Annotated in this window: 12 protein-coding genes; 7 read left to right on the top strand and 5 right to left on the bottom strand. The window is 48.3% G+C overall.

The annotated features are described in order from the left end of the window. Window positions 1–825 carry a 2,3,4,5-tetrahydropyridine-2,6-dicarboxylate N-succinyltransferase gene (gene dapD, locus AC9UG7_RS09710; protein ID WP_509587074.1) on the bottom strand — a complete coding sequence of 275 codons (825 nt, stop codon included), beginning with the start codon at window positions 823–825 and terminating at the stop codon, window positions 1–3. Then, window positions 822–2,027, bottom strand: a complete 1,206-nt coding sequence (gene dapC, locus AC9UG7_RS09705) for a succinyldiaminopimelate transaminase (protein ID WP_509587072.1) — start codon at window positions 2,025–2,027, stop codon at window positions 822–824. Before dapC ends, dapD begins: the two co-directional genes overlap by 4 nt. Between dapC and AC9UG7_RS09700 the strand changes: the two genes are divergently transcribed. From AC9UG7_RS09700 to AC9UG7_RS09680, 5 genes are read left to right on the top strand one after another with little or no spacing between them, the layout of a single operon-like run. Continuing rightward, complete coding sequence (locus AC9UG7_RS09700) at window positions 2,026–2,403, top strand: Hpt domain-containing protein (RefSeq protein ID WP_509587070.1); 378 nt, start codon at window positions 2,026–2,028, stop codon at window positions 2,401–2,403. The genes dapC and AC9UG7_RS09700 overlap by 2 nt on opposite strands. A gap of 47 nt (window positions 2,404–2,450) precedes the next feature. Beyond that, window positions 2,451–5,966, top strand: a complete 3,516-nt coding sequence (gene smc, locus AC9UG7_RS09695) for a chromosome segregation protein SMC (RefSeq protein ID WP_509587068.1) — start codon at window positions 2,451–2,453, stop codon at window positions 5,964–5,966. Window positions 5,967–5,976: 10 nt separating this feature from the next. Next, window positions 5,977–7,026: a cell division protein ZipA C-terminal FtsZ-binding domain-containing protein gene (locus tag AC9UG7_RS09690; protein ID WP_509587066.1), complete on the top strand. Its 1,050-nt coding sequence runs from the start codon at window positions 5,977–5,979 to the stop codon at window positions 7,024–7,026. A 10-nt stretch (window positions 7,027–7,036) separates the two neighbouring features. Continuing rightward, window positions 7,037–9,112: an NAD-dependent DNA ligase LigA gene (gene ligA, locus AC9UG7_RS09685; protein ID WP_509587101.1), complete on the top strand. Its 2,076-nt coding sequence runs from the start codon at window positions 7,037–7,039 to the stop codon at window positions 9,110–9,112. After that, entirely contained in the window at window positions 9,109–10,020 is a 912-nt protein-coding gene (locus AC9UG7_RS09680) for an ROK family protein (RefSeq protein ID WP_509587064.1), read from the top strand. Before ligA ends, AC9UG7_RS09680 begins: the two co-directional genes overlap by 4 nt. Here the strand turns inward: AC9UG7_RS09680 and AC9UG7_RS09675 are convergent, their stop codons facing one another. Then, a complete protein-coding gene (locus AC9UG7_RS09675) occupies window positions 10,021–12,642 on the bottom strand; it encodes a [protein-PII] uridylyltransferase (protein ID WP_509587062.1) in 2,622 nt (873 codons plus the stop codon). It abuts the gene before it with no gap. A 3-nt stretch (window positions 12,643–12,645) separates the two neighbouring features. Beyond that, entirely contained in the window at window positions 12,646–13,458 is an 813-nt protein-coding gene (gene map / locus AC9UG7_RS09670) for a type I methionyl aminopeptidase (RefSeq protein WP_509587060.1), read from the bottom strand. Window positions 13,459–13,586: 128 nt separating this feature from the next. Here map and purL point away from each other — a divergent pair, with 128 nt between their 5' ends. Both purL and AC9UG7_RS09660 read left to right on the top strand, forming a co-directional pair. Then, a complete protein-coding gene (gene purL / locus AC9UG7_RS09665) occupies window positions 13,587–17,567 on the top strand; it encodes a phosphoribosylformylglycinamidine synthase (protein ID WP_509587058.1) in 3,981 nt (1,326 codons plus the stop codon). Between the two features lie 42 nt (window positions 17,568–17,609). Next, window positions 17,610–18,020 (top strand): hypothetical protein, encoded by a 411-nt coding sequence (locus tag AC9UG7_RS09660; RefSeq protein ID WP_509587056.1) that lies wholly within the window; start codon window positions 17,610–17,612, stop codon window positions 18,018–18,020. Window positions 18,021–18,260: 240 nt separating this feature from the next. Here the strand turns inward: AC9UG7_RS09660 and AC9UG7_RS09655 are convergent, their stop codons facing one another. Next, window positions 18,261–21,947, bottom strand: coding sequence for a hypothetical protein (locus AC9UG7_RS09655; RefSeq protein ID WP_509587054.1), 3,687 nt, complete (start codon window positions 21,945–21,947; stop codon window positions 18,261–18,263). Window positions 21,948–22,095: the final 148 nt, after the last annotated feature.

Below are 22,095 nucleotides of genomic sequence, written 5' to 3'. Positions count from 1 at the left end.
TCAGTCGCGCAACAAGTCGTTGAGGCTGGTTTTCGCACGCGTTTGTGCATCCACGCGCTTGACGATGACAGCACAGTACAAGCTGTATTTACCATCGGCACTGGGCAGATTGCCCGACACCACCACTGAGCCAGCGGGTACACGCCCGTAGGTCACTTCACCAGTGGCACGGTCATAAATCTTGGTGCTTTGGCCAATGTAGACACCCATAGAAATGACTGAGTTTTCTTCAACGATGACGCCTTCAACCACTTCAGAACGTGCACCGATGAAACAGTTGTCTTCAATGATGGTTGGGTTGGCTTGCACGGGCTCCAATACGCCACCAATGCCTACGCCGCCGGAGAGATGGACGTTCTTACCAATCTGTGCACAAGAACCCACCGTGGCCCAGGTATCGACCATGGTGTTTTCATCAACATAAGCGCCTATATTCACATAACTGGGCATCAAAATAGCGCCCTTGGCGATGTAACTGCCACGACGAGCCACTGCAGGCGGCACCACGCGCACGCCGCTGGCTTTCATGTGTGCTTCATCCATGTTGGAAAACTTGGTTTGTACTTTGTCGTAAAAACCTAAATCACCTGCTTTGACCACGTGGTTATCTTTCAATCTGAAAGACAGTAACACGGCTTTTTTCAGCCATTGGTGGGTGGTCCATTGACCCACTGATTGGCGTGTAGCAACGCGCAAACGGCCCGCATTGAGTTCAGCGATCACATGCTCGACCGCATCGACCAGTTCTTTGGGAGCAGCAGAAGGACTGTATTGGGTGCGGTTTTCCCAGGCGGTATCGATGATGGATTGCAGTTGTTGGGTCATGGTGTAGAGGATGAAAAGTGAGATTGAACAAATTGAACGATACGGTTTGCCGCTTCAAGGCATTCCTGAGGTTGCGCGACCAAGGCCATGCGAATCCGGCCCTGACCGGGGTTGATGCCGTAGACCTCGCGAGCCAGATAACGACCGGGCAACACAGTGACATTGTATTGAGCCAGCAAATCCCTTGCGAAAGCCTCGTCATCGCCGCCTGGAACACCTGCCCACAGATAAAAACCGGCGTCCGGCAAGCTCACCTCTAGTACCTCGGCAAGCAGGGGGGTGACTTGGTTGAATTTTTCTTTGTATAGCGCACGGTTGGCCGCTACGTGCGCTTCGTCATTCCATGCTGCGATGCTCGCCTGTTGCACCATCCCGCCCATGGCACTGCCATGGTAGGTGCGATAAAGCAAGAATGGCGCAATCAAGGCAGCATCTCCAGCGACAAAACCGCTGCGTAGGCCTGGCACATTGCTGCGTTTAGACAAACTGGTAAAGCACACCAGACGCTTGAAATCAAGTCTTCCTGACAATGCCGCTGCCTGTAAACCACCTAAAGGAGGCGTGTCACCGAAGTAAATTTCGCTGTAACACTCATCAGAAGCAATCACAAAACCATAAGTGTCGCTGAGTGCAAAAAGTTTTTGCCACTCTGCCAGTGGCATCACTGCGCCAGTAGGGTTTCCTGGCGAGCAGACAAACAACAGGCGTGTTTTTTTCCAGACGTCATCTGAAACGCTGTCCCAATCAATAGCGAAATTTTGGGACGCCACACTTGGTGCATAGTGAACGCTGGCGTTACCTAAAAACGCTGCCCCTTCATAAATTTGATAAAAAGGGTTGGGCGATACAACGTAACTGCCCTCCTGCCCGTCCAGCACGGTTTGTGCAAAAGAAAATAAAGCTTCGCGCGAACCATTGACCGGCAAGATCTGGTTGGTGGGGTCTACCGACACCGCGTACCTGCGATGCAACCAGTTTGAGCAAGCTTGCCGGAAATCAGCCAATCCTGCTGTCGCAGGATAGGCGGCTAATTCAGAGGTATGCGTTCTTAATGACTGAATAATTAATTCAGGCGTAGCGTGCCTAGGTTCACCTATGCCTAAACTGATCGCACGAAAGTCAGGATTCGGCTGAATGTCTGAAAACAAATGACGTAATCGCTCGAAAGGATAGGGCTGGAGTCTGGAAAGTAGAGGATTCATGGCTGATATTATCTGTCTCATGTATATTTTCCTTGATACTGCCAAGGCAGGCGACTTTGCAATTGACCACGACCAGTTGTTGAACCTGGCCGAAACCTTTGTATCCAGTCTGCAAAATGATCTGTCTTCGCTAGAAGATGCCATGGCCGCGGCTGACGTGTCCGCACTCAAGCGATTGCTTCACACCCTTAAAGGCTATGTGACTTTTTTGTGTAGCGACAACTTAGCTAATCAATTGATTCACATTGAATCATCTGCCAGAGAGTTGACTGCTGAGCAATTACAACCTCATGTCCATGAACTGCTGCCTGCTTTAAAAAACATGCACCATGAAGTGATTGATTGGCGTGATCAATTATTACCGCAGCAAAAGTAAATTACTGCATTGCTTGTCTATCATTTCATCTGTATCAAAGGTTAACAGTGCGTCTTAATTCCATCAAGTTGTCTGGGTTCAAATCATTTGCCGACGCTACCAACTTCTTGTTGCCAGGACAATTGGTTGGTGTTGTAGGCCCTAATGGTTGCGGCAAGTCCAACATCATTGATGCTGTGCGATGGGTTTTGGGAGAAAGTCGCGCCAGTGAATTGCGCGGTGAATCGATGCAAGATGTCATCTTTAACGGAACCAACACACGCAAGCCCTCTAGTCGTGCCAGTGTGGAACTGGTGTTTGACAACCAAACTCACCGCGCAGGTGGGCAATGGAATCAGTTTGAAGAAATTGCAGTCAAACGGATATTGACCAGAGATGGAAACAGCAGTTATTACATCAATAACCAACCGGTCAGAAGACGCGATATTCAAGATGTGTTTTTAGGCACGGGTCTGGGTCCGCGTGCTTATGCCATCATCGGGCAAGGAACAATCAGCCGAATCATTGAATCTAAACCTGAAGAGCTTCGCCTTTTCCTCGAGGAAGCCGCTGGTGTTTCCAAATACAAAGAGCGTCGTCGTGAAACTGAAAATCGCCTGAGTGACACGCGTGAAAACTTGACGCGGGTAGAAGATATTCTGCGAGAACTCAATGCCAATCTTGAAAAATTAGAACGACAGGCTGAGGTCGCACAAAAATTCAATGGCTTACAGCAACTCACCACACACAGACAGCAGCAGCAATGGTTCTTAAAACGCGCTCAGGCACAAACTGAACAAACCACGCTGCATCTGCAAGCCGAGCAAGCCGCCAATGCACTTGAGGCTAAAACAGCTGAATTGAGGCAAACAGAGGCATCAGTTGAGCAAATTCGTCAAGCGCATTACGATTCTGGTGAGCAGGTTAACCAAGCGCAAGGGCAGTTGTATCAGGCGAGTGCGGAGGTGGGACGCCTCGAGGCTGAAATTCGCTTCGTGGTCGAAGGTCGCCAACGCGCGCAAGAACGTCTGTTACAAATACAAACACAGACCCAGCATTGGACTGAACAGGCCAGTGAGTCTCTGCGTGAATCTGAATCATTAGAAGAAAATCGTGCCTCACTCGATTCTCAGGTGGGCAGATTGCAAGATGACATGGAATCTCTGCAACTACGTTTACCCGATGTAGAACAAGTTTGGACAGATGCAAGGCAACAGGTCCAAGACCAGACGCAACAAGTCAATCAAGTCCAGCAGCAAATGAAAGTGCTGGCTGCTGAACAACGAGGTTTGCAAGAACAGATACAGACCATTGAGCTGCGGCTGGAGCGACTTCAAACTGACCGTGGTGCATTGACCGCACCGGATCCGCACCATTTACAAAAGTTACAACTCCAACTGTCTCAAGCTGAAGAATTGTCGGAACAAACCCGGGCTCAATTGGATCAGCTTGAAGCAGCAGTCGAGGGAATAGAAAATACACGCAAACAAGCGCAGGACACCGCGAATCAAGAATCGGCCAAGTTGGTGGAGTTGCAGGCACGACAGCAAGCATTGAAAGCACTACAAGATAAATTGCGCAGCGATGAACGATTGACACCTTGGCTGAACAAACATGGCTTGCAAACATTACAGCCGCTGTGGAGCAAGGTGCACATCACTTCAGGATGGGAACAAGCACTAGAGGCTGCTTTGCGTGAAAAACTGGCCGCATTGGAGGTGTCCAAAATTGACACCGTCAAAGCATTTGCTGTTGATTCACCCGCCACCAAATTAAGTTTTTACGCGCCCTCTGTGTCGCCTGCTGGCTCTGCTAAGTCTGCGCTTCCTGCTTTGTATGACCAACTCAAGCTCAATGATGCGAGCTTGAGCGCTTTGTTTGCCGACTGGCTAACCGGTTGCTTCACCGCAAAAAATATCGAGGAAGCCCTCAGTCAACGCACTCAATTACAACCCGGCCAACAAATTTTCACGCCACAAGGACATGCAGTCGGATTGCACAGTGTCAGTTTTTTTGCGCAAGACTCAGAGCAATCAGGTTTATTGGCCCGAGCGCAGGAAATTGAAAATCTTGACAAATTGATACGCGCACAGTCTTTGATGGCTGAGGAGTCACGTATGCAACTGGGGCGAGCCGAATCGGCTGCGGTTCAATCCGCTCAGCAACGCGCTCAGGTTCGTCTTGAATCCTCTCAAACCCAGGCAGCCGCTCACAGTTTGAAACTTGAATTTCTCAAAGCACAACAGCAAGCCGAACAAGTGCTGGCCCGACAGGGTCAGTTGGCCAATGAGACTGCTGAATCAAACGAGCATTTAAAGCGCTTGCAAGAACGCGCCAAGGAAGATGAAGCCCGCTTTGAAAACCTGGATATGCAAATGGCGCAAACCCAGCAAAGACATGAAGGACTTCAAGAAAAAGCTGCGATTGCTGAACAACTATTGAATCAAGCGCGTGAGAATTTCCGTCAAATTGAGCGTCAATCTCAGGAAGCGCAATTCAATTTGCGCTCCATGACCGCCAAATTGGCAGAGTTGCAACGTACCCGTGACACGGCAGCGCAACAAATTCAACAACTTGGACAGGAACACGTCCGTCAACAAGCAGAGTTGTCTAATTTGTCGGATACCGCTGCACAGTCAGGGCTACAGGATGCTCTCGCGCTCAAGTTAGAAAGAGAAAGTTTGTTGGCCAATAAACGTTCGGAATATGACGATTTGACAGCCCGATTGCGCTCTAGCAATGAAGACAGATTGAAAATTGAACGCGAACTAGATCCCCTGCGTCAACGAATCGTCGATGCTCAACTGAAAGAGCAGGCCGCCCGGTTAGGCTTCGAACAGTACGACAGATTTCTGCAAGAAGCGCAAGCTGACCTCTTATCTGTTGAGGCTTCCATCGAAGAAGAAAAAATCAAACTCTCTGGTCTTCAACCCGAAATTGACAGCTTGCAACGTGAGATTCAATCGCTGGGAGCGGTCAATTTGGCTGCCTTAGATGAACTTGGTGTTGCCAGTGAGAGAAAACACTTCTTGGACGCGCAGTCGGCAGACTTGAATGAAGCTATCAATACGCTGGAAGACGCCATCCATAAAATCGACATTGAAACCCGTTCATTGCTGTCAGATACGTTCGCCACGGTAAACCATCATTTCGGCCTCATGTTCCCTGAATTATTTGGTGGTGGAACAGCCAAGTTGGTCATGACAGGCGACGAAATTCTTGACTCTGGTGTGCAGGTGATGGCGCAACCGCCTGGTAAAAAGAACCAAACCATTTACCTGCTTTCAGGTGGTGAAAAAGCGTTGACAGCCATTGCCTTGGTGTTTGCGATATTCCAACTCAACCCCGCCCCGTTTTGCTTACTTGACGAAGTCGATGCCCCCTTGGATGATGCCAACACCGAGCGCTACAGCAAACTCGTGTCCAGCATGTCAAAAGAAACCCAATTCCTGTTTATTTCGCACAACAAGATTACCATGGAAATGGCTGAGCAATTGATCGGGGTGACGATGCAAGAACAAGGCGTTTCCCGCATCGTGGCTGTCGATATGGAAGCCGCCGTTGGTATGGTGTCCACTGCATGAAAGCCAAGCCATGAGCCATTTTCAAATGTGGCTTGCCATCGCTGGCGGCTTCGTCCTTGTCTTGGTAGTGGCTCACAGCACTTGGACTTCCAGACAAAGTCAACCCCGCCAAGCAGAACCTTTGATCAGCAAAGATGAGTTGGAGGCTTTGGAGATCACACCAACCGGAGCAGCATCCATCGAACCAGCGGGTGAACTCGAACAAAGCATGCATACACAGGTTGCTGAACGTGACATCAAATCACAGTTAGACGCCTTGATCGATGTGATCGCAACCATTGAACTTGACAGCCCTGTTTCGGGTGAGGCTGCTATCGCCGCACTGCCACCTATCCGTCGGGTTGGCAATAAATTGTTTGTGGTGGAAGGGCTTAATGCAGAAAACGGAAGTTGGGAAAGCCTTCAAACACAGCGTTACTACAGCGCTTTTCAAGCGGGTATTCAAGTGGCTAACCGTCAAGGCCCATTGAATGAAATTGAATATTCTGAGTTCATAGTCAAGGCGCAATCATTTGCGGATGAATTCATGGCTACGCCTGAATTCCCTGATATGCAAGAAGCGCTTTCGCATGCCCGAGAGTTGGATCAATTTGCCAGTGCGCATGACGCTCAGTTGAGCTTCACCATACAGGCGCGCAAAGCCGCTTGGAGTCCAGGCTATGTACAACAGCAGACAGCGCGTTTGGGATTTGTACCTGGTGTGATTCCCGGGCGGATGGTTATTGCCTCGTCTTCACAGGGATTGCCCCCCGTACTGGTTCTCCAATTTGATGCGCGGGCTGCCATGGCAGAGGACCCCAACCAAGCTGCATTAAGAAGCATCAGCTTGAATTTGGATGTGCCTCAGGTTGCCCAAACTGAACAAGCATTTGCCCGTATGTGTGAAACCGCTCAGGTATTAGCTGATGCCATGGACGGACTGGTCACTGATGACAACGGACAAATATTGTCAGAGCAGGCTATTCAAATGATTGACCGGGACTTGCGGCAACTGTATGACGAACTTGCCGCTAGAGATTTGGCTGCAGGCTCGCTGCAAGCCCGTCGTCTTTTCAGCTGACATTGCAAGCATGCAGGAACGCGTTGCTTTAATTCGCAGGCAACTGCAGTTGGCAGGACATCACTACCATGTTCTGGATGAGCCCATCATTCCTGATGCCGAGTACGACAGACTGTATCGGGAATTGCAAACCATTGAGGCTGCGAACCCAGAACTGATTACACCGGATTCGCCTACTCAACGCGTCGGCGCCGCGCCTGTGGCTACATTTGCCTCTGTTACACACCGCGTACCGATGCTGAGCATACACACTGAAACAGATATCAGTGAACAAGGGGCTGTGCAGTTTGATCATCGCATACGTAAGCAACTGCAACTCAGCGACACAGATGCGCCTGTCGAATACGTGGCCGAATTGAAATTTGATGGTCTGGCGATCAGCTTGATTTACCGCAACCGTCTGTTGGTTCAAGCCAGTACACGTGGCGACGGTGAAACCGGTGAAGACGTGACTCACAACATCCGTACCATCCAACAAATACCTTTGAGACTGCCTGACTCTGCACCGGCGGACTTGGAAGTGCGCGGCGAGGCGTATATGCGCCGTGATGATTTTGAAATTCTGAACGAGCGTCAACGCAAACGCATAGCCGAAGGATTAAAAAACGAAAAAACCTTTGTCAACCCGCGCAATGCTGCAGCCGGCGCTGTCCGCCAGTTGGATCCCAAAATTGCGGCACAACGGCCACTGAGTTTTTTCGCTTATGCCTTGCACATTCATCCTGAGACTCCATCCTCAATCAGCCCTTTAGATGCTACTTTGAATGGCTTGAGCACTTTTGGCACTCACTTTCAAGTACTGCAGTCGCTCAAAGCCTGGGGCTTTCCTGTGTCTGAGCACAGCAGGGAAGTAGAAGGCGCTGAAGGTTTGATCATTTTTCACCAACACATTGCCTCACAGCGCGACAGCTTGCCGTTTGATATTGACGGTGTGGTTTACAAGGTCAACCGCATAGAGTGGCAATACCGTCTCGGCATGGTCAGCCGCGAACCGCGCTGGGCGGTGGCGCACAAATACCCTGCGCAAGAAGAATTGACCACTGTTCAGGCCATTGAGGTTCAAGTCGGGCGCACTGGCAAACTCACCCCTGTTGCCAAACTGGCACCCGTGTTTGTGGGTGGTGTGACCGTCACCAACGCTACTTTGCACAACGAGGACGAAGCCCGCCGCAAGGATGTGCGTGTTGGAGACACAGTCATCGTCAGACGCGCAGGCGATGTCATTCCCGAGGTTGTCTCCGTGCTACCTGACAAACGCTTGCAAGATGCGCAACTGTTCACCATGCCCACGCATTGCCCCGTGTGCCACAGTCTGGCTGTGCGTGAAGAGGGCGAAGCAGATTACCGCTGTACTGGCGGCTTATTTTGTAGCGCTCAACGCAAACAGGCTATCTTGCATTTCGCGCACCGACGCGCAGTCGAAATTGATGACTTGGGCGAAAAACTGGTGGATCAATTGGTCGATGCCGGCCTGGTGAACACCTTGCCCGATTTGTACAGATTGGGTTTTAACCATCTTGCTGCTCTTGATCGCATGGCAGAAAAATCGGCCAACAATTTATTGGCGAGTTTGGAGAAATCTAAACAAACGACATTGTCAAGATTTATTTTCGGGCTAGGTATTCGACATGTGGGTGAAGCCACCGCCAAAGATTTAGCAAGGCATTTTGGCAGCATGGACGCTGTCATGGATGCCAGCACCGAACAATTGCTGACGGTCAATGATGTGGGTCCGGTGGTGGCACACAGTTTGAAAACTTTTTTTGACCAACCCCATAACCGAGAAGTGGTTGAACAACTCCGAGCCTGTGGGCTTCACTGGGAAGAGACCACGCCCGGTGCCAGATTGGATTTGGTCTTGGCTGGTCACACTTATGTGATTACCGGCACCTTGCCTACGCTGTCAAGAGATGAAGCGCAGGCCATGTTGGAGAGTGCAGGAGCCAAAGTGGCAGGTAGTGTGAGTAAAAAAACAACCGCCGTGATTGCCGGAGAAGCCGCAGGCAGCAAACTTGAAAAAGCAGTGTCACTTGGCATTCCTGTACTGGATGAAGCCGCCTTGCTGAGGTTGGTCAAACTGCCATGAGTTTTCAAATTGGCATCGATGTTGGGGGGACCAAAATTGAAATTGCTGTTTTAGACGAGCAAGGCGACATCGTTTTTCGCCAGCGTTGCCCAACGCCCTCCATCGGTTATCAATCCATATTAAATGCCATCGCTGCTTTAATTGATCAAGCCTGTTCGCAGGTACCTATGTCCAAGCCTCAAGTCATAGGTGTTGGAATACCTGGCTGCTTGGATGCAAGCACTGGCCTGGTCAGGGGTTCAAATACCTTGGTCATGAACCATCAGCCATTGCAGATCGATTTGCAAAACTTACTAGGTTGCGAAGTGCGATTGCAAAACGATGCGAATTGCCTTGCGCTGAGCGAGGCCATCGACGGTGCTGCCGCCCACGGACAAATCGTTTTCGCTGCGATTTTAGGAACCGGTTGTGGCGGCGGCGTAGTGGTTAACCGTCAATTGTTGACAGGCAGACACGCTATCGCCGGCGAATGGGGTCACAACCCTTTGCCTTGGCCTACACCTGCTGAATCACAAACCACCCCTTGTTGGTGCGGCCAAACCGGATGCCTAGAAACCTGGCTCAGCGGTACCGCGTTTTCACACGACCACACAAGACATACAGGCCAAAATTGGACTGCGAAAGACATCATTCAAGCCATGCGTGATGGTAATGCGCCGGCGAAGAACAGCTTAGAAAAATATATTACCCGCTTGGGTCGTGCCTTGGCGCAAGTGATCAATTTGCTAGATCCGGATGTGATAGTGCTGGGCGGCGGCATGAGCAATATTGAAGAACTGTATCCGTTGGTCGGCAATGTCATTACGCAATACAGTTTCGGAGTGAAAGCCACTACGCCAGTGCTTGCAGCTATGCATGGTGACTCCTCTGGGGTCAGAGGTGCGGCTTGGTTGTGCAAGCAAACTTGATCAATTGCCTAAACCAATGACAGATAGCAACTGTGTTTCCAAATCGATTTGGGTTTTATTGTGTTGCAATGCCGGGCCGTCAATCAGAAAAGTATCTTCCACACGTTCACCTAAAGTGCTGACCTTGGCCAACAACACATTGATGTGGTGTTGCGCCAAAACCTGAGCCACCCCGTAAAGCAAACCGGCATGGTCTGTGGCGGAAATACTCAGTAACCAACGTTGCGCCTTTTCATCGGGTTGCAAACGCACGCGCGGCGCCACAGGGAAACTTTTCACCCGTCTGGATAACCTGCCCACTTGACGAGGTTTGTGCAACGGACCACCCGATTCAATGGCTTGTTTCAATCCATTTTCCACCATGGGCGTGAGTTCGCGGTAATGCACATTCAACATGGGAGTCACCACTTGAAAGGTGTCTAGCGCGTAGCCGTTTTTTGCTGTGTGCACCTTGGCATCCAGAATACTGAATTCGGCTTGGTCAAAATAACCGCAAATTCGCGCAAATAAATCGGTTTGATCAGGTGTGTAAACCATCACCTGCAAGCCTTCTCCCAAAGGGGATAACCGCGCTTTCACAGTGACACCTGCAGCCACATGTTGCGCCTTGGCTATCGCCAATGGACGAGATAACTGCCGCGTATGCCAAGCAATATCAGCAGCTTCATGCCGCATGAAATACCCTACGTCCAAGGTTTCCCACAAGTCCTTGTGCGATTCAAAGGGCATGGCGTATAAATTCAAGGTTTCTAAGGCCTCCCGTTTTCGCATTTCCACCAAAGCATGCGGATCATGCGCTTGACCGCCAAGCACTGCCGCGCTGGCTTTGTATAAATCCTCCAGCAACTTTCCTTTCCAAGCATTCCAGACCTTAGGACTGGTGCCTCGAATATCAGCCACAGTCAGCAAGTACAAGGCGCGTAAATAGCGCTCATTGCCTACGCTGCGTGCAAATGCGTTGATGACATCTGGATCACTGAGGTCTTGTTTTTGTGCGACGTGGCTCATGGTCAAGTGATGTTTGACCAAGAATTCAATCAATTGCTGATCCGCTTTCGCGATGCCATGCTGGCGGCAAAAAAGCCTTACCTCTTGTGCTCCCAGATCAGAATGATCGCCGCCGCGCCCCTTGGCTATATCGTGGAATAAAGCGGCGACAAACAAAATCCAAGGTTGCTCCCAACCCGCTGCAAGCTGTGAACAAAACGGATATTCGTGCGCATGTTCAACGATGAAAAACCGCCGAACATTGCGAAGCACCATCAGAATGTGTTGGTCGACCGTGTACACATGAAATAAGTCATGCTGCATTTGACCGACGATTCTTCTGAACACCCACAAGTAACGGCCTAGCACCGAGGTTTGGTTCATCAAGCGCATGGAATGCGTGATACCTTGGGGTGTTTGCAAAATCCGCATGAACATGGCACGGTTGGCCGGATCACGCCGAAAAGCGGCGTTCATCAATCCTCTGGCGTTGTAAAGCGCGCGCAGCGTACGCGCAGACAATCCTTTGATACCAATGGTTTCCTGATAGATCAAAAATGTTTCAAGAATAGCGTGCGGCTTTCTTTGGTACAAATCATCATCCACCACTTCCAGCATGCCCGCTTTGTCCAAAAATCTTTCATTTAAAAACCTGGGAGGATGTGTTTGTGCCTGTTGAAACAACCATTCCTCGATGTTCAGATGAATGATCAGGTTCAATTGTGTGACGGCCTTGGCCGCCCAGTAATAACGTTTCATCAGCGCTTCGCTGGCGGCACGGGCGTGTCGCGCATCTTGAGACACTTCACTCAATCCGAGTTCAACAGCCAGCGTGGTTTGCAAATCAAAAACCAAACGATCTTCTCTGCGCTTGGCGGACCAGTGCAAACGCCATCTGATCAGTGAAAGAAGATTTTCGTTACGCTGCAGTTGCTGCATCTCCAATGGCGTCACCATGCCGCACGTGTTTAAGTCTTTCCAAGTCGAACCCAAACCGCTGGCCTTGGTCAGCCACAACAGCATTTGCAAATCGCGTAACCCCCCTGGGGACTCTTTGCAATTCGGTTCTAAAGAATAGGGCGAGTTATCAAATTTGCTGTGCCGCTGATGCATTTCCAGCGTTTTACCGGTGAAAAAGGCTTTGGGATCAAGACTTTTTTTCAAGGATTCGGCAAAAGCCTGCAACAAATCCGGATTCCCAGTCAGGGAACGCGATTCAAGCATGGCTGTTTGTACAGTGATGTCCGCAACTGCTTCCGACACACATTCACTGAGATGCCGAACACTGGAACCAATCTCCAGCCCAGCATCCCAACAACTGCCAATGAAAGATTCAATCCGCGATGCGATCGTTTCGTCTTTTTCAATAGAAAGCGTGTCTGGCAATAACACCAACACATCTACATCGGAATAAGGGAATAAGGCCTGACGGCCATACCCGCCGACGGCCAATAAAGCACAACTTGTTGGCATGTCTGCCTGAAGCCATAATTCTTTTAAGGTGTCATCGCATAAATCGCTGAGCAATCTCAAATGCCGTTGTACCAGTGCTGCTCGTGACAAACTTTGCTCTGCAGCACACTGGGTCAGCAATTCATTTTTACGTTGTCTGAAATCAGAGGCTAAAGCGTTCACCAGTCAGCACGCCGTAGCTGTCACAAACGAGGGAAGGGGAGGGCTGCCTTGTGACAGCGTTAGCACTTCATAGCCAGTATGGGTTACCAGAACTGTATGTTCCCACTGAGCCGACAGGGAATGATCGCGGGTGATGATGGTCCAGCCGTCATTCATTTCTTTGATATCGCGTTTACCAGCATTCACCATGGGCTCAATCGTGAACACCATGCCTTGTTTAAGTTCTTCAAGGGTGCCTGGTTTACCGTAATGCAAGACTTGGGGCTCTTCGTGGAACACCTTGCCGATGCCGTGGCCACAAAACTCCCTGACGATGGAGAATCCATGGCCTTCAGCAAACACCTGGATAGCGTGACCGATATCACCCAAACGCGCACCTGGCTTGACTTTGACAATACCGTGCCACATGGCCTCGTAGGTCAACTGACACAAGCGTTTGGCTGCAATTGAGCCTTCGCCGACGATGAACATGCGACTGGTGTCACCGTGCCAACCCCCTTTGATGACGGTGATGTCAATATTGACAATGTCACCCTTTTTCAACACCTTGTCACTTGGAATGCCATGGCAGACTTGGTGATTGATGGATGTACAAATAGACTTGGGATAGGGGTTGTTGCCGCTGGGGTTGTAATTCAGTGGCGCGGGGATGGCTTGTTGAACTTGGGTGATGTAGTCAAAAGCCAATTTATCTAAATGGTTGGTGGTAATGCCAGGCTGCACATGCGGCGTGAGGTAATCCAACACCTCCGACGCAAGTTGACCTGCGATACGCATACCGGCAATGCCTTGTTCGTCTTTGTAAGTGATAGTCATGGACGTATTATCTCAGGGTAAGTGTCAGCCCATGGCGGCAACTGGCAAGCATGGGCTTGTCGTTAAAATTCACTCTCCATTGTTGAAAAACCTCTGCAATCACGCCTCCTATCAAAGAAGACTGCCAAGTGACCCTACATATCAGTACCTTTCAGGGCTCAAAGGCCTTCAGTACTTTAAAAACACTTCGTTTGCTGAGTTCTCTGCACAAGATCAGTCCTTCCATTCACTCGGTCATTGCCAGTCACGTCTATCTGGTAGCAACTGAACACACACTGAGCTCGCAAGATACTCAGCGATTAGCCCAACTGTTGGATGCCGAACTTCTTCTACCAAAAAAGTCAGAAAAATCATCGTTGTCCAAAGTGATTTCGCCAAGATTGGGAACCATTTCTCCGTGGGCATCCAAGGCCACCGACATAGCCCGCAATTGTGGGTTGGTGATACATAGGCTCGAAAGATTGACGCGCTATGACATGGATTTGCAAGCAAATACCGTGTTGTCTGACAAAGCGTTGTCTGGTATTGAAGCCTTGTTGCATGACCGGATGACGGAGTCTGTGTGGCCAGACCTTCAAGCAGCACTTCAATTGCTAACGCCCTTGCCAGCCACTGAGATGCAAACGGTTGATATTTTGAAACACGGACTTTCAGCCCTGGTTCAGGCCAATATCGACAACGGTTTGGCACTGGCCGACGATGAAATGGATTACTTGCTTGACTCGTTCATAAAACTCAATCGCAACCCGACCGATGCTGAGTTGATGATGTTTGCTCAGGCCAACAGCGAACATTGCCGCCACAAAATTTTCAATGCCGACTTCATCATTGACGGACAGGCGCAAAGCCACAGTCTGTTTGGGATGATCCGGCATACCCACAAAACGCATCCGCAACATACCGTTGTCGCTTACTCGGACAATGCTGCCATCATGCAAGGGCATCAGGTGGAACGCTTTTCCACAGCACTTACTGGATACATGCCGCGCTATGACAAAAGTAACGGCGTGCAACACATTCTGATGAAAGTGGAGACGCATAACCATCCGACAGCGATTTCACCTTACCCAGGCGCCGCCACTGGTGCGGGTGGCGAAATTCGAGACGAAGGCGCTACTGGTCGGGGTGCCAAACCCAAAGCAGGTCTCACAGGATTTAGCGTCTCTAAGTTGTGGGACAGCACGATAGGACAAGCGTCTCACATGGCTTCCGCTTTGCAAATCATGACCGAGGGACCACTGGGTGCGGCCGCGTTCAACAACGAATTTGGCAGACCAAGTTTGCTTGGTTATTTCCGAGAATATGAGCAAAAAATCAACGGCGTGCAGCGTGGCTATCACAAACCCATCATGCTCGCAGGCGGATTGGGTGTGGTTCGTGAAGAATTGACCCACAAATTGTTATTTCCAGCGGGCACATTGCTGATTCAACTGGGCGGTCCTGGTATGCGCATAGGCATGGGTGGTGGCGCGGCAAGCTCTTTGTCCAGCGGCAGCAACACAGTGGCTTTGGATTTTGACTCCGTGCAGCGTGGTAACCCAGAAATTCAAAGGCGTGCACAAGAAGTCATCAACCATTGCAACGCACTTGGTAAGCAAACACCTTTATTGGCAATTCATGATGTGGGCGCGGGCGGTTTGTCGAATGCATTCCCTGAATTGGTCAATGATGCCGGACGAGGTGCGCGTTTTGACTTACGCCAAGTGCCGCTGGAAGAAAGTGGCCTTTCTCCCAAAGAGATTTGGAGCAATGAGAGCCAAGAACGCTACGTGCTGGCAATCTCCCCTGACTCGCTGCCACAGTTTCAGTTTTTATGTGAGCGTGAGCGCTGTCCGTTCGCGGTGGTAGGCGTGACTACCCAAGACAGGCATTTAACTGTCAAGCAAACTGACGTATCCCATGCGGTGGACATGCCACTGGATGTGCTGTTGGGCAAACCACCCAAAATGCTGCGCGATGTCAAGCGTCAGTCAAATCCCATAGACAACTTCAACGCTTCGTCTATCGATTTGCAAGACGCAGTACTCAAGGTGTTGTCTCATCCCACTGTGGCGAGTAAACGTTTTTTGATCACGATTGGTGACCGCACCGTCGGTGGACTCAGTCACCGTGACCAAATGGTAGGTCCTTGGCAGGTTCCTGTGGCCGATTGCGCCATCACGCTGGCCGACTTCAAAGGCGTCGCCGGTGAGGCCATGGCGCTGGGCGAACGCACGCCTTTGGCTGCCATCAACGCGCCTGCTTCCGGACGCATGGCAGTGGCTGAGGCCATCACCAATTTACTGGCTGCGCCCATCAACCTGGATCGCGTGAAGTTATCCGCCAACTGGATGGCCGCCTGCGGCGAACCTGGTGAAGACGCAGCATTATTTGACACCGTCAAAGCGGTTGGTCTTGAGTTATGCCCCGCCCTCGGCATTTCAATTCCTGTGGGTAAAGACAGTTTGTCTATGCGTACCCGTTGGCAAAAAGATGAAATCACACAGCAAGTGACGTCACCCGTGAGCTTGATCGTTACCGCCTTTGCCACGTTGGATGATGTGCGTGGCAATTTCACGCCGCAATTGAACGCCAGTGAGATCGACACCAGCTTGATTTTGATCGACCTCGGACGCGGCAAGCAGCGTATGGGCGGCAGTATGTTGGCGCAGGTACTGGATCAATCTGGCGGCGCTGTTCCTGATTTAGACGATGCCAATGATTTGAAACAACTGGTCAGCGCGGTGAACGATTTACGCGCTCAGGGCATGGTGCTCGCGTACCACGACCGCAGCGACGGCGGCTTATTCGCCTGTGTGACAGAAATGGCATTGGCTGGCCATGTCGGGGTGGCGATGAACATCGATTTACTCGTCACCGAAGGCGATGGCATCACAGACAGTAAGGCTGACCATGGCGACAGCAAAAACTGGTCTCAGCAAATCAGCGCCCGACGAGATGAATTGACAATGAAAGCCTTGTTCAATGAAGAACTTGGTGTGGTCATTCAAGTGCGTACCGAGGTACGCGACCAAGTGATGCAATTGCTGCGACAGTATGGTTTGTCTGCTTGTAGTCACGTGATTGGCAAAACCCGTCCAGCCACATCCGGCATCAGCAAAGGTGTAGGAGAAATCAGTGTTTGGCGCGATGCCAAAGCAATTTTCAGTGCAAGCTTGTTTGATTTGCATCAGGTGTGGGACAGCGTAAGTTGGAAGATATGCCGCGAACGAGACAATCCGCAAACCGCTGACGCCGAACACGCAGCAGCGGGATTGGCCGACGATCCCGGCTTGCATGTGCATTTAACGCCAGGAGCGCTAGACAACGTTGCAGCGCCTTATATTCATCAGCAAAAACCGCGTATAGCCGTATTGCGTGAGCAAGGCGTCAATTCGCATGTGGAAATGGCATACGCATTCACAGAAGCAGGGTTTGAAGCTTATGACGTTCACATGACCGATTTACAGCAAGGTCGTGCGAATTTAAAAGACTTTCAAGGACTGGTGGCTTGTGGCGGATTCAGTTATGGAGACACTTTAGGCGCTGGCAAAGGTTGGGCACGTAGCATCACTTTCAATCACGCGTTGTCCGATCAATTCCAAGATTTTTTTCAACGCCCCAATACCTTCGCGCTGGGGGTTTGCAACGGTTGCCAGATGTTTGCCGAATTGGCAGTATTGATCCCTGGCACACAAGATTGGCCGCGCTTTACCGCTAACAAAAGCGAGAGATTTGAAGCTCGCTTGTCGCAAGTGGAAGTGCTGGACTCACCCAGCCTGTTTTTCCAAGGCATGGCGGGCAGCAGATTGCCGATTGCGGTAGCACACGGTGAAGGTTATGCTGATTTCTCTGAAAGAGGCAACCCAGACAAGGTATTGACCGCCATGCGTTTCACCGATCATCACGGGCAAGCCACACAAGCCTATCCTTTCAATCCCAACGGCAGTCCAGGCGGCTTGACAGCAGTCACCACAGCCGATGGTCGTTTCACTGCCATGATGCCGCACCCAGAGCGTGTTTTCAGGCAATTACAAATGAGCTGGACCACCCACAGTAATTTTCAAAAATCTACCGATTACAGTCCATGGATGCGCATATGGCGCAATGCCCGCCATTGGGTAGACTGAGGATCAAGCTTCAAGTTTTTTTCCAACACAAGGAAGTACCCCATGAACATGAATATCAATATCACCAGGGACAGGGAACTGGTGGATTTGCTCTACAGCAGTTATGTGCAATTGAATGAACTTCACGCTGACTTAGCCAGTATGGAGCAACCACATAGTGACAATGCTGTTACCCACGTTGACCATTCTCATGACCACCTGACAGATAAATCGCACCTGTCCAAAGAGCAAATACAACATGCCAAAAGCTTAGAGCACGCGATAAAAACAAACGTTGCATTACAAAAACAATGTGTACAAATCATCAAACTTTTGATTCAAAACCATACCGACTCCATCAGTATCCTCAATGAGTTTGAAAAAATTCGAACCAGTTGCATCATGCAAACCACGCCATTTGCGCTGGCGCATGTGATACCCATGGCGGGACAGGAAAACAAACCGCACAAATAAAAAAGCCCCCAATGCTTATGTATGGGGGCTCTTGATAAAAAAATTAGATTATTTTCTATATTTAATCATTTGCCTAAAAATCAAAGTTCAATGGTTTTTCATCTTTAGCGGCCTGTGTAGGCTTCGTTGATTTGTCTTTACTGCAAAACTCAAATCAGCAATGGATGCTGGCTAGATATGCATGTTTGCAGTAGCGACTCATGACTCAATCTGAGAGAAAAACTCATGTATTACATTTATTTAAATAATGTTATGACCTGTCACCAACAGGCGGTCAATGATTGTTACATTTCCGGCAAAAAAGTTGTATTTCACATCGTGAGAGATGGATTCTTTTGCGTAAATATAGCCAGGCACAAATACTTCGCCATCCTTACCGAATCCTACATATTTACCATCCACGTTAAAAATCTCGTCATGAAATAAAGTATTGGTATGACCATAAAAATCTACAACCTTCTCTGATCCATACCATCTCATGGGTGGACCATAATTATGTAAATCCTCAATACTCATTGTTTGAGACCATGTCTTATCAATAAGCGTATCTCCACCTTTTTTCATCGCACTGGCCATAGAAACTATCAGCGATTTGAAATTATTTGTAAATTCCTGTTGTATTTGGCTTAGATTTGAATCTGCGGGGACTCCTAATTGATCAAGTAGGTCTGGGAGTTGTAAAAACGCGTCTGCGATATGGTTATATTGCAAGGTATTTGAAACAGCCGACTTTTCAGCTTTCATCCAATCTTTAATTTCACTTTTTGTAATGGAGGTTGCAATATTAAGATCGGATAGAACTTCGCTCCCAGCTTTTACAGCATTGATTACACCGCTTACATTTTGAAACGCAGCATAAGTCTTACCCAATCCGGCACCTAGGCTGAGCACACCGCCAACAATATCCAATACATTTTGAATCAATTGCTGCTCATCAGCAAATGTTTTATTGGCCACAACTTGATCTATGCCTTTAGCGCAATTAACAACGAATGTATTGGCTTCTTTGAACAAATCGATTTCCGCCATGATAATTGCTTCTTTAAAACTCAAGTTATTAGCACCGTTGTAGGTTATATTAGATTGAGTAGTTAAAGGCGCACCATTAAGCATCCACATAATCGCACTAGGATCCAAATGTGTTTGAGTTGTGTTATCGATCACATACTTGTTAAAACTTTCGATGTCATTAGAAATCTCTTTTAAATTTTGCTTTAAAAGATTAAATTTACCAGTTTCGTTGAGTAATGATTGCGCGATAGTTTGAATATACCCCCTAACATCAGTCCCAGTTGCAGGCGGCACACTTGGTGTTAAAACATTGTATTCAAGTGATAAATTATTGAACATTAACTTAACATCGGTAACAAGACTGCCATATGAGATTGGGGTAGAGGTACTTAATGCCAAACGTGTTGCTACATGACTATAGGTACTATGCAATAAGCTATCCGTTGTAAGCGTATTTTTTATGGCAGTGAAATTGGCATCATACCAATGGACAAAACTATCGAGCTTAGTGATTTGACCCGCAGTAGGTGTTACACACAAAGTGTTTGAGTCTGCCAATAAATCCATATAAGGATTGATTGCATTTTTTGCATCAAGTGCGGCAAATGAATCTTGCAAATTTTTAGTCAGTAGACTTAATTCTCGATTGAACTCTTGATCAGGATGTTTTAGCTGATTTATTAAATCTGGAATTTTTGTTTTTATGATGTTGAGTGTGTTTGGACTCAAGGTCATCAAATTGTTACCACTTTGCTGCTCTAAAGCACCCAATAAATAATTTGAATTGAAATTATCAACCTGAATCTTGGTTAGACTTCTCAAATTGTCTCCTTTATTGTCACTTAAATAACTGGCAATTTGAGCTTGAGATAGCTTTCTGAGATCATGAGGCGTAAATTCAAATAACCTTACGAGTTCTGATCCAGAAAATGAATTTGATTGAACCACGTTATTTGCTAATTCGCCATTAGGAAACGCATTGTCCAACGCTTTCCATAAGATAGGTCCAGCAAAACTTTTCCCCACAATAATCGCCGCCGCAAGAGCCTTAGGGCCATAACTACTGATCGCATTGTTGATAATTTCAGCAGTGTAATAATTAGCTTCTGCATTGGATTTCATAGAATTACCAAAATTTAAAATTTTTTGACCAGCCGTATAGGTCCAATCCCACCAATTAGATGCTGACTTTATGGCATTTCCCAAAATAACTAATTCGACACCTGCCAATCCAGCAATTTGATTGGGTGTTAGATTTGTAATGACTAAAAAATTCAGGTGACTAATTGCGTCAGGACTTAATTGATCAAGCTGAGCAACAGTGAATCCATTGATGGCATTTATTGTGAGGCCGGAGGCATTAGCATTAAATGCTTTGATTTGAGCGATTGTCATTGCATGAGTTTCGCTAGCCGATATACCAGCTACTTGATCCACACTTAAAGCTGAAATAACTTCTGGTTTGAGATTAGCAAAACCCACAGTGCTAAAGTTTTGAATACTTGCAGGTAAAAGACTTTTGATCTGCTCAGGAGTCAAACCTGATGCATTTGCACCTAGCGCATTGATTTGATTGCTTGTTAGGTAGGCAATTTGAATTGGTGTAAATTGACTGATCTGAGTTGTAGAGAATGATGAAATAACACTTGTATCTAATGAAGAAATACCTTTTTGACTAAATGATTTGAGTAAAGTTGAGTCTAAATTTGTTTCACTTAGATCGTTTGAAGTGAGTCCGTGCGCATTGCTACCAAGCGCGTTAATTTGAAACTCTGAAAAAAATTTAAAATCAGATGGTTTCATTCCATAAATAGTTGACTCTGTTAAATTTGCAATGATATTTGGAAGTAATTTACCTTGATATAACAAAGCCTCCGCTTGTGTAGTATTTAGACTTTGAGCGACTATTCCTAAATTTGATAATTCATTCAGATTTAATTCACCAATTTGAGTAGGCAAAAGCTCAGACAGTATTGTGTGATTGCTGGCATCGATAACGCTTAATTGATTTGCGGTTAAAGCACCAACCTGGTCTAAGCTCAAGGCTTGTACTTGAGTAGAGAGGAGTTCCGAAAGAACTAACTTTCCGCCAGCGTCTTTGGCACTCAGCTGAGCCGACGTCAGTCCAGCAACTTGGGCGGGGATCAGCGCTTGTAATTGAGCCGCTGTCATCACAGCCATATTGAGGCCGCTCACTTGTGTTGAGAGGAGTTCAGAAAGAACTAATTTTCCCCCAGCGTCTTTGGCACTCAGCTGAGCCGACGTCAGTCCAGCAACTTGGGCGGGAATCAGCGCTTGTAATTGAGCCGCTGTCATCACACCCATATTGATGCCGCTCACTTGTGTTGAGAGGAGATCCGTAAGAACTAATTTCCCTCCAGCGTCTTTGGCACTCAGCTGGGCCGACGTCAGTCCAGCAACTTGGGCGGGGATCAACCCTTGTAATTGAGTCGCTGTCATCAAAGCCATATTAAGGCCGCTAACTTGTGTTGGGAGGAGATCCGTAAGAACTAATTTCCCGCCAGCGTCTTTGGCACTCAGCTGGGCCGACGTCAGTCCAGCAATTTGGGCGGGGGTCAGCGCTTGTAATTGAGCCGCTGTCATCACAGCCATATTGAGGCCGCTAACTTGCCTTGGGAGAAGATCCGTAAGAACTAATTTCCCGCCAGCGTCTTTGGCACTCAGCTGGGCCGACGTCAGTCCAGCAACTTGTGCGGGGATCAGCCCTTGTAATTGAGCCGAGGTCATCACAGCCATATTGAGACCGCTAACTTGTTTTGCGAGAAGATAATTAAGAAGTAATTTCCCGCCAGCGTCTGTAGCACTCAGCAGGGCCGACGTCAGTGCAGCTACTTGGGCAAAAGATAAACTTTGGATTTGAGTAATTGATAGTTTGGTAATGTTAATCGTTGTCATTTCATTCTTTCATTTTGGTTGTACATAAGTTAAAGAAATTAAACCTGAATTGCTCATAAAGTATTTATTATTATTGTGACGCTAATATGACTTATAGATCAAAAAGAATGAATTTAAGTAATGCTCTAGGATTCAAAAAATTACTTGC

It is taken from the genome of Limnohabitans sp. (genome assembly GCF_046052765.1).
GTDB lineage: Bacteria > Pseudomonadota > Gammaproteobacteria > Burkholderiales > Burkholderiaceae_C > Limnohabitans.
This window is presented reverse-complemented; position numbering and strand designations above follow the sequence as displayed.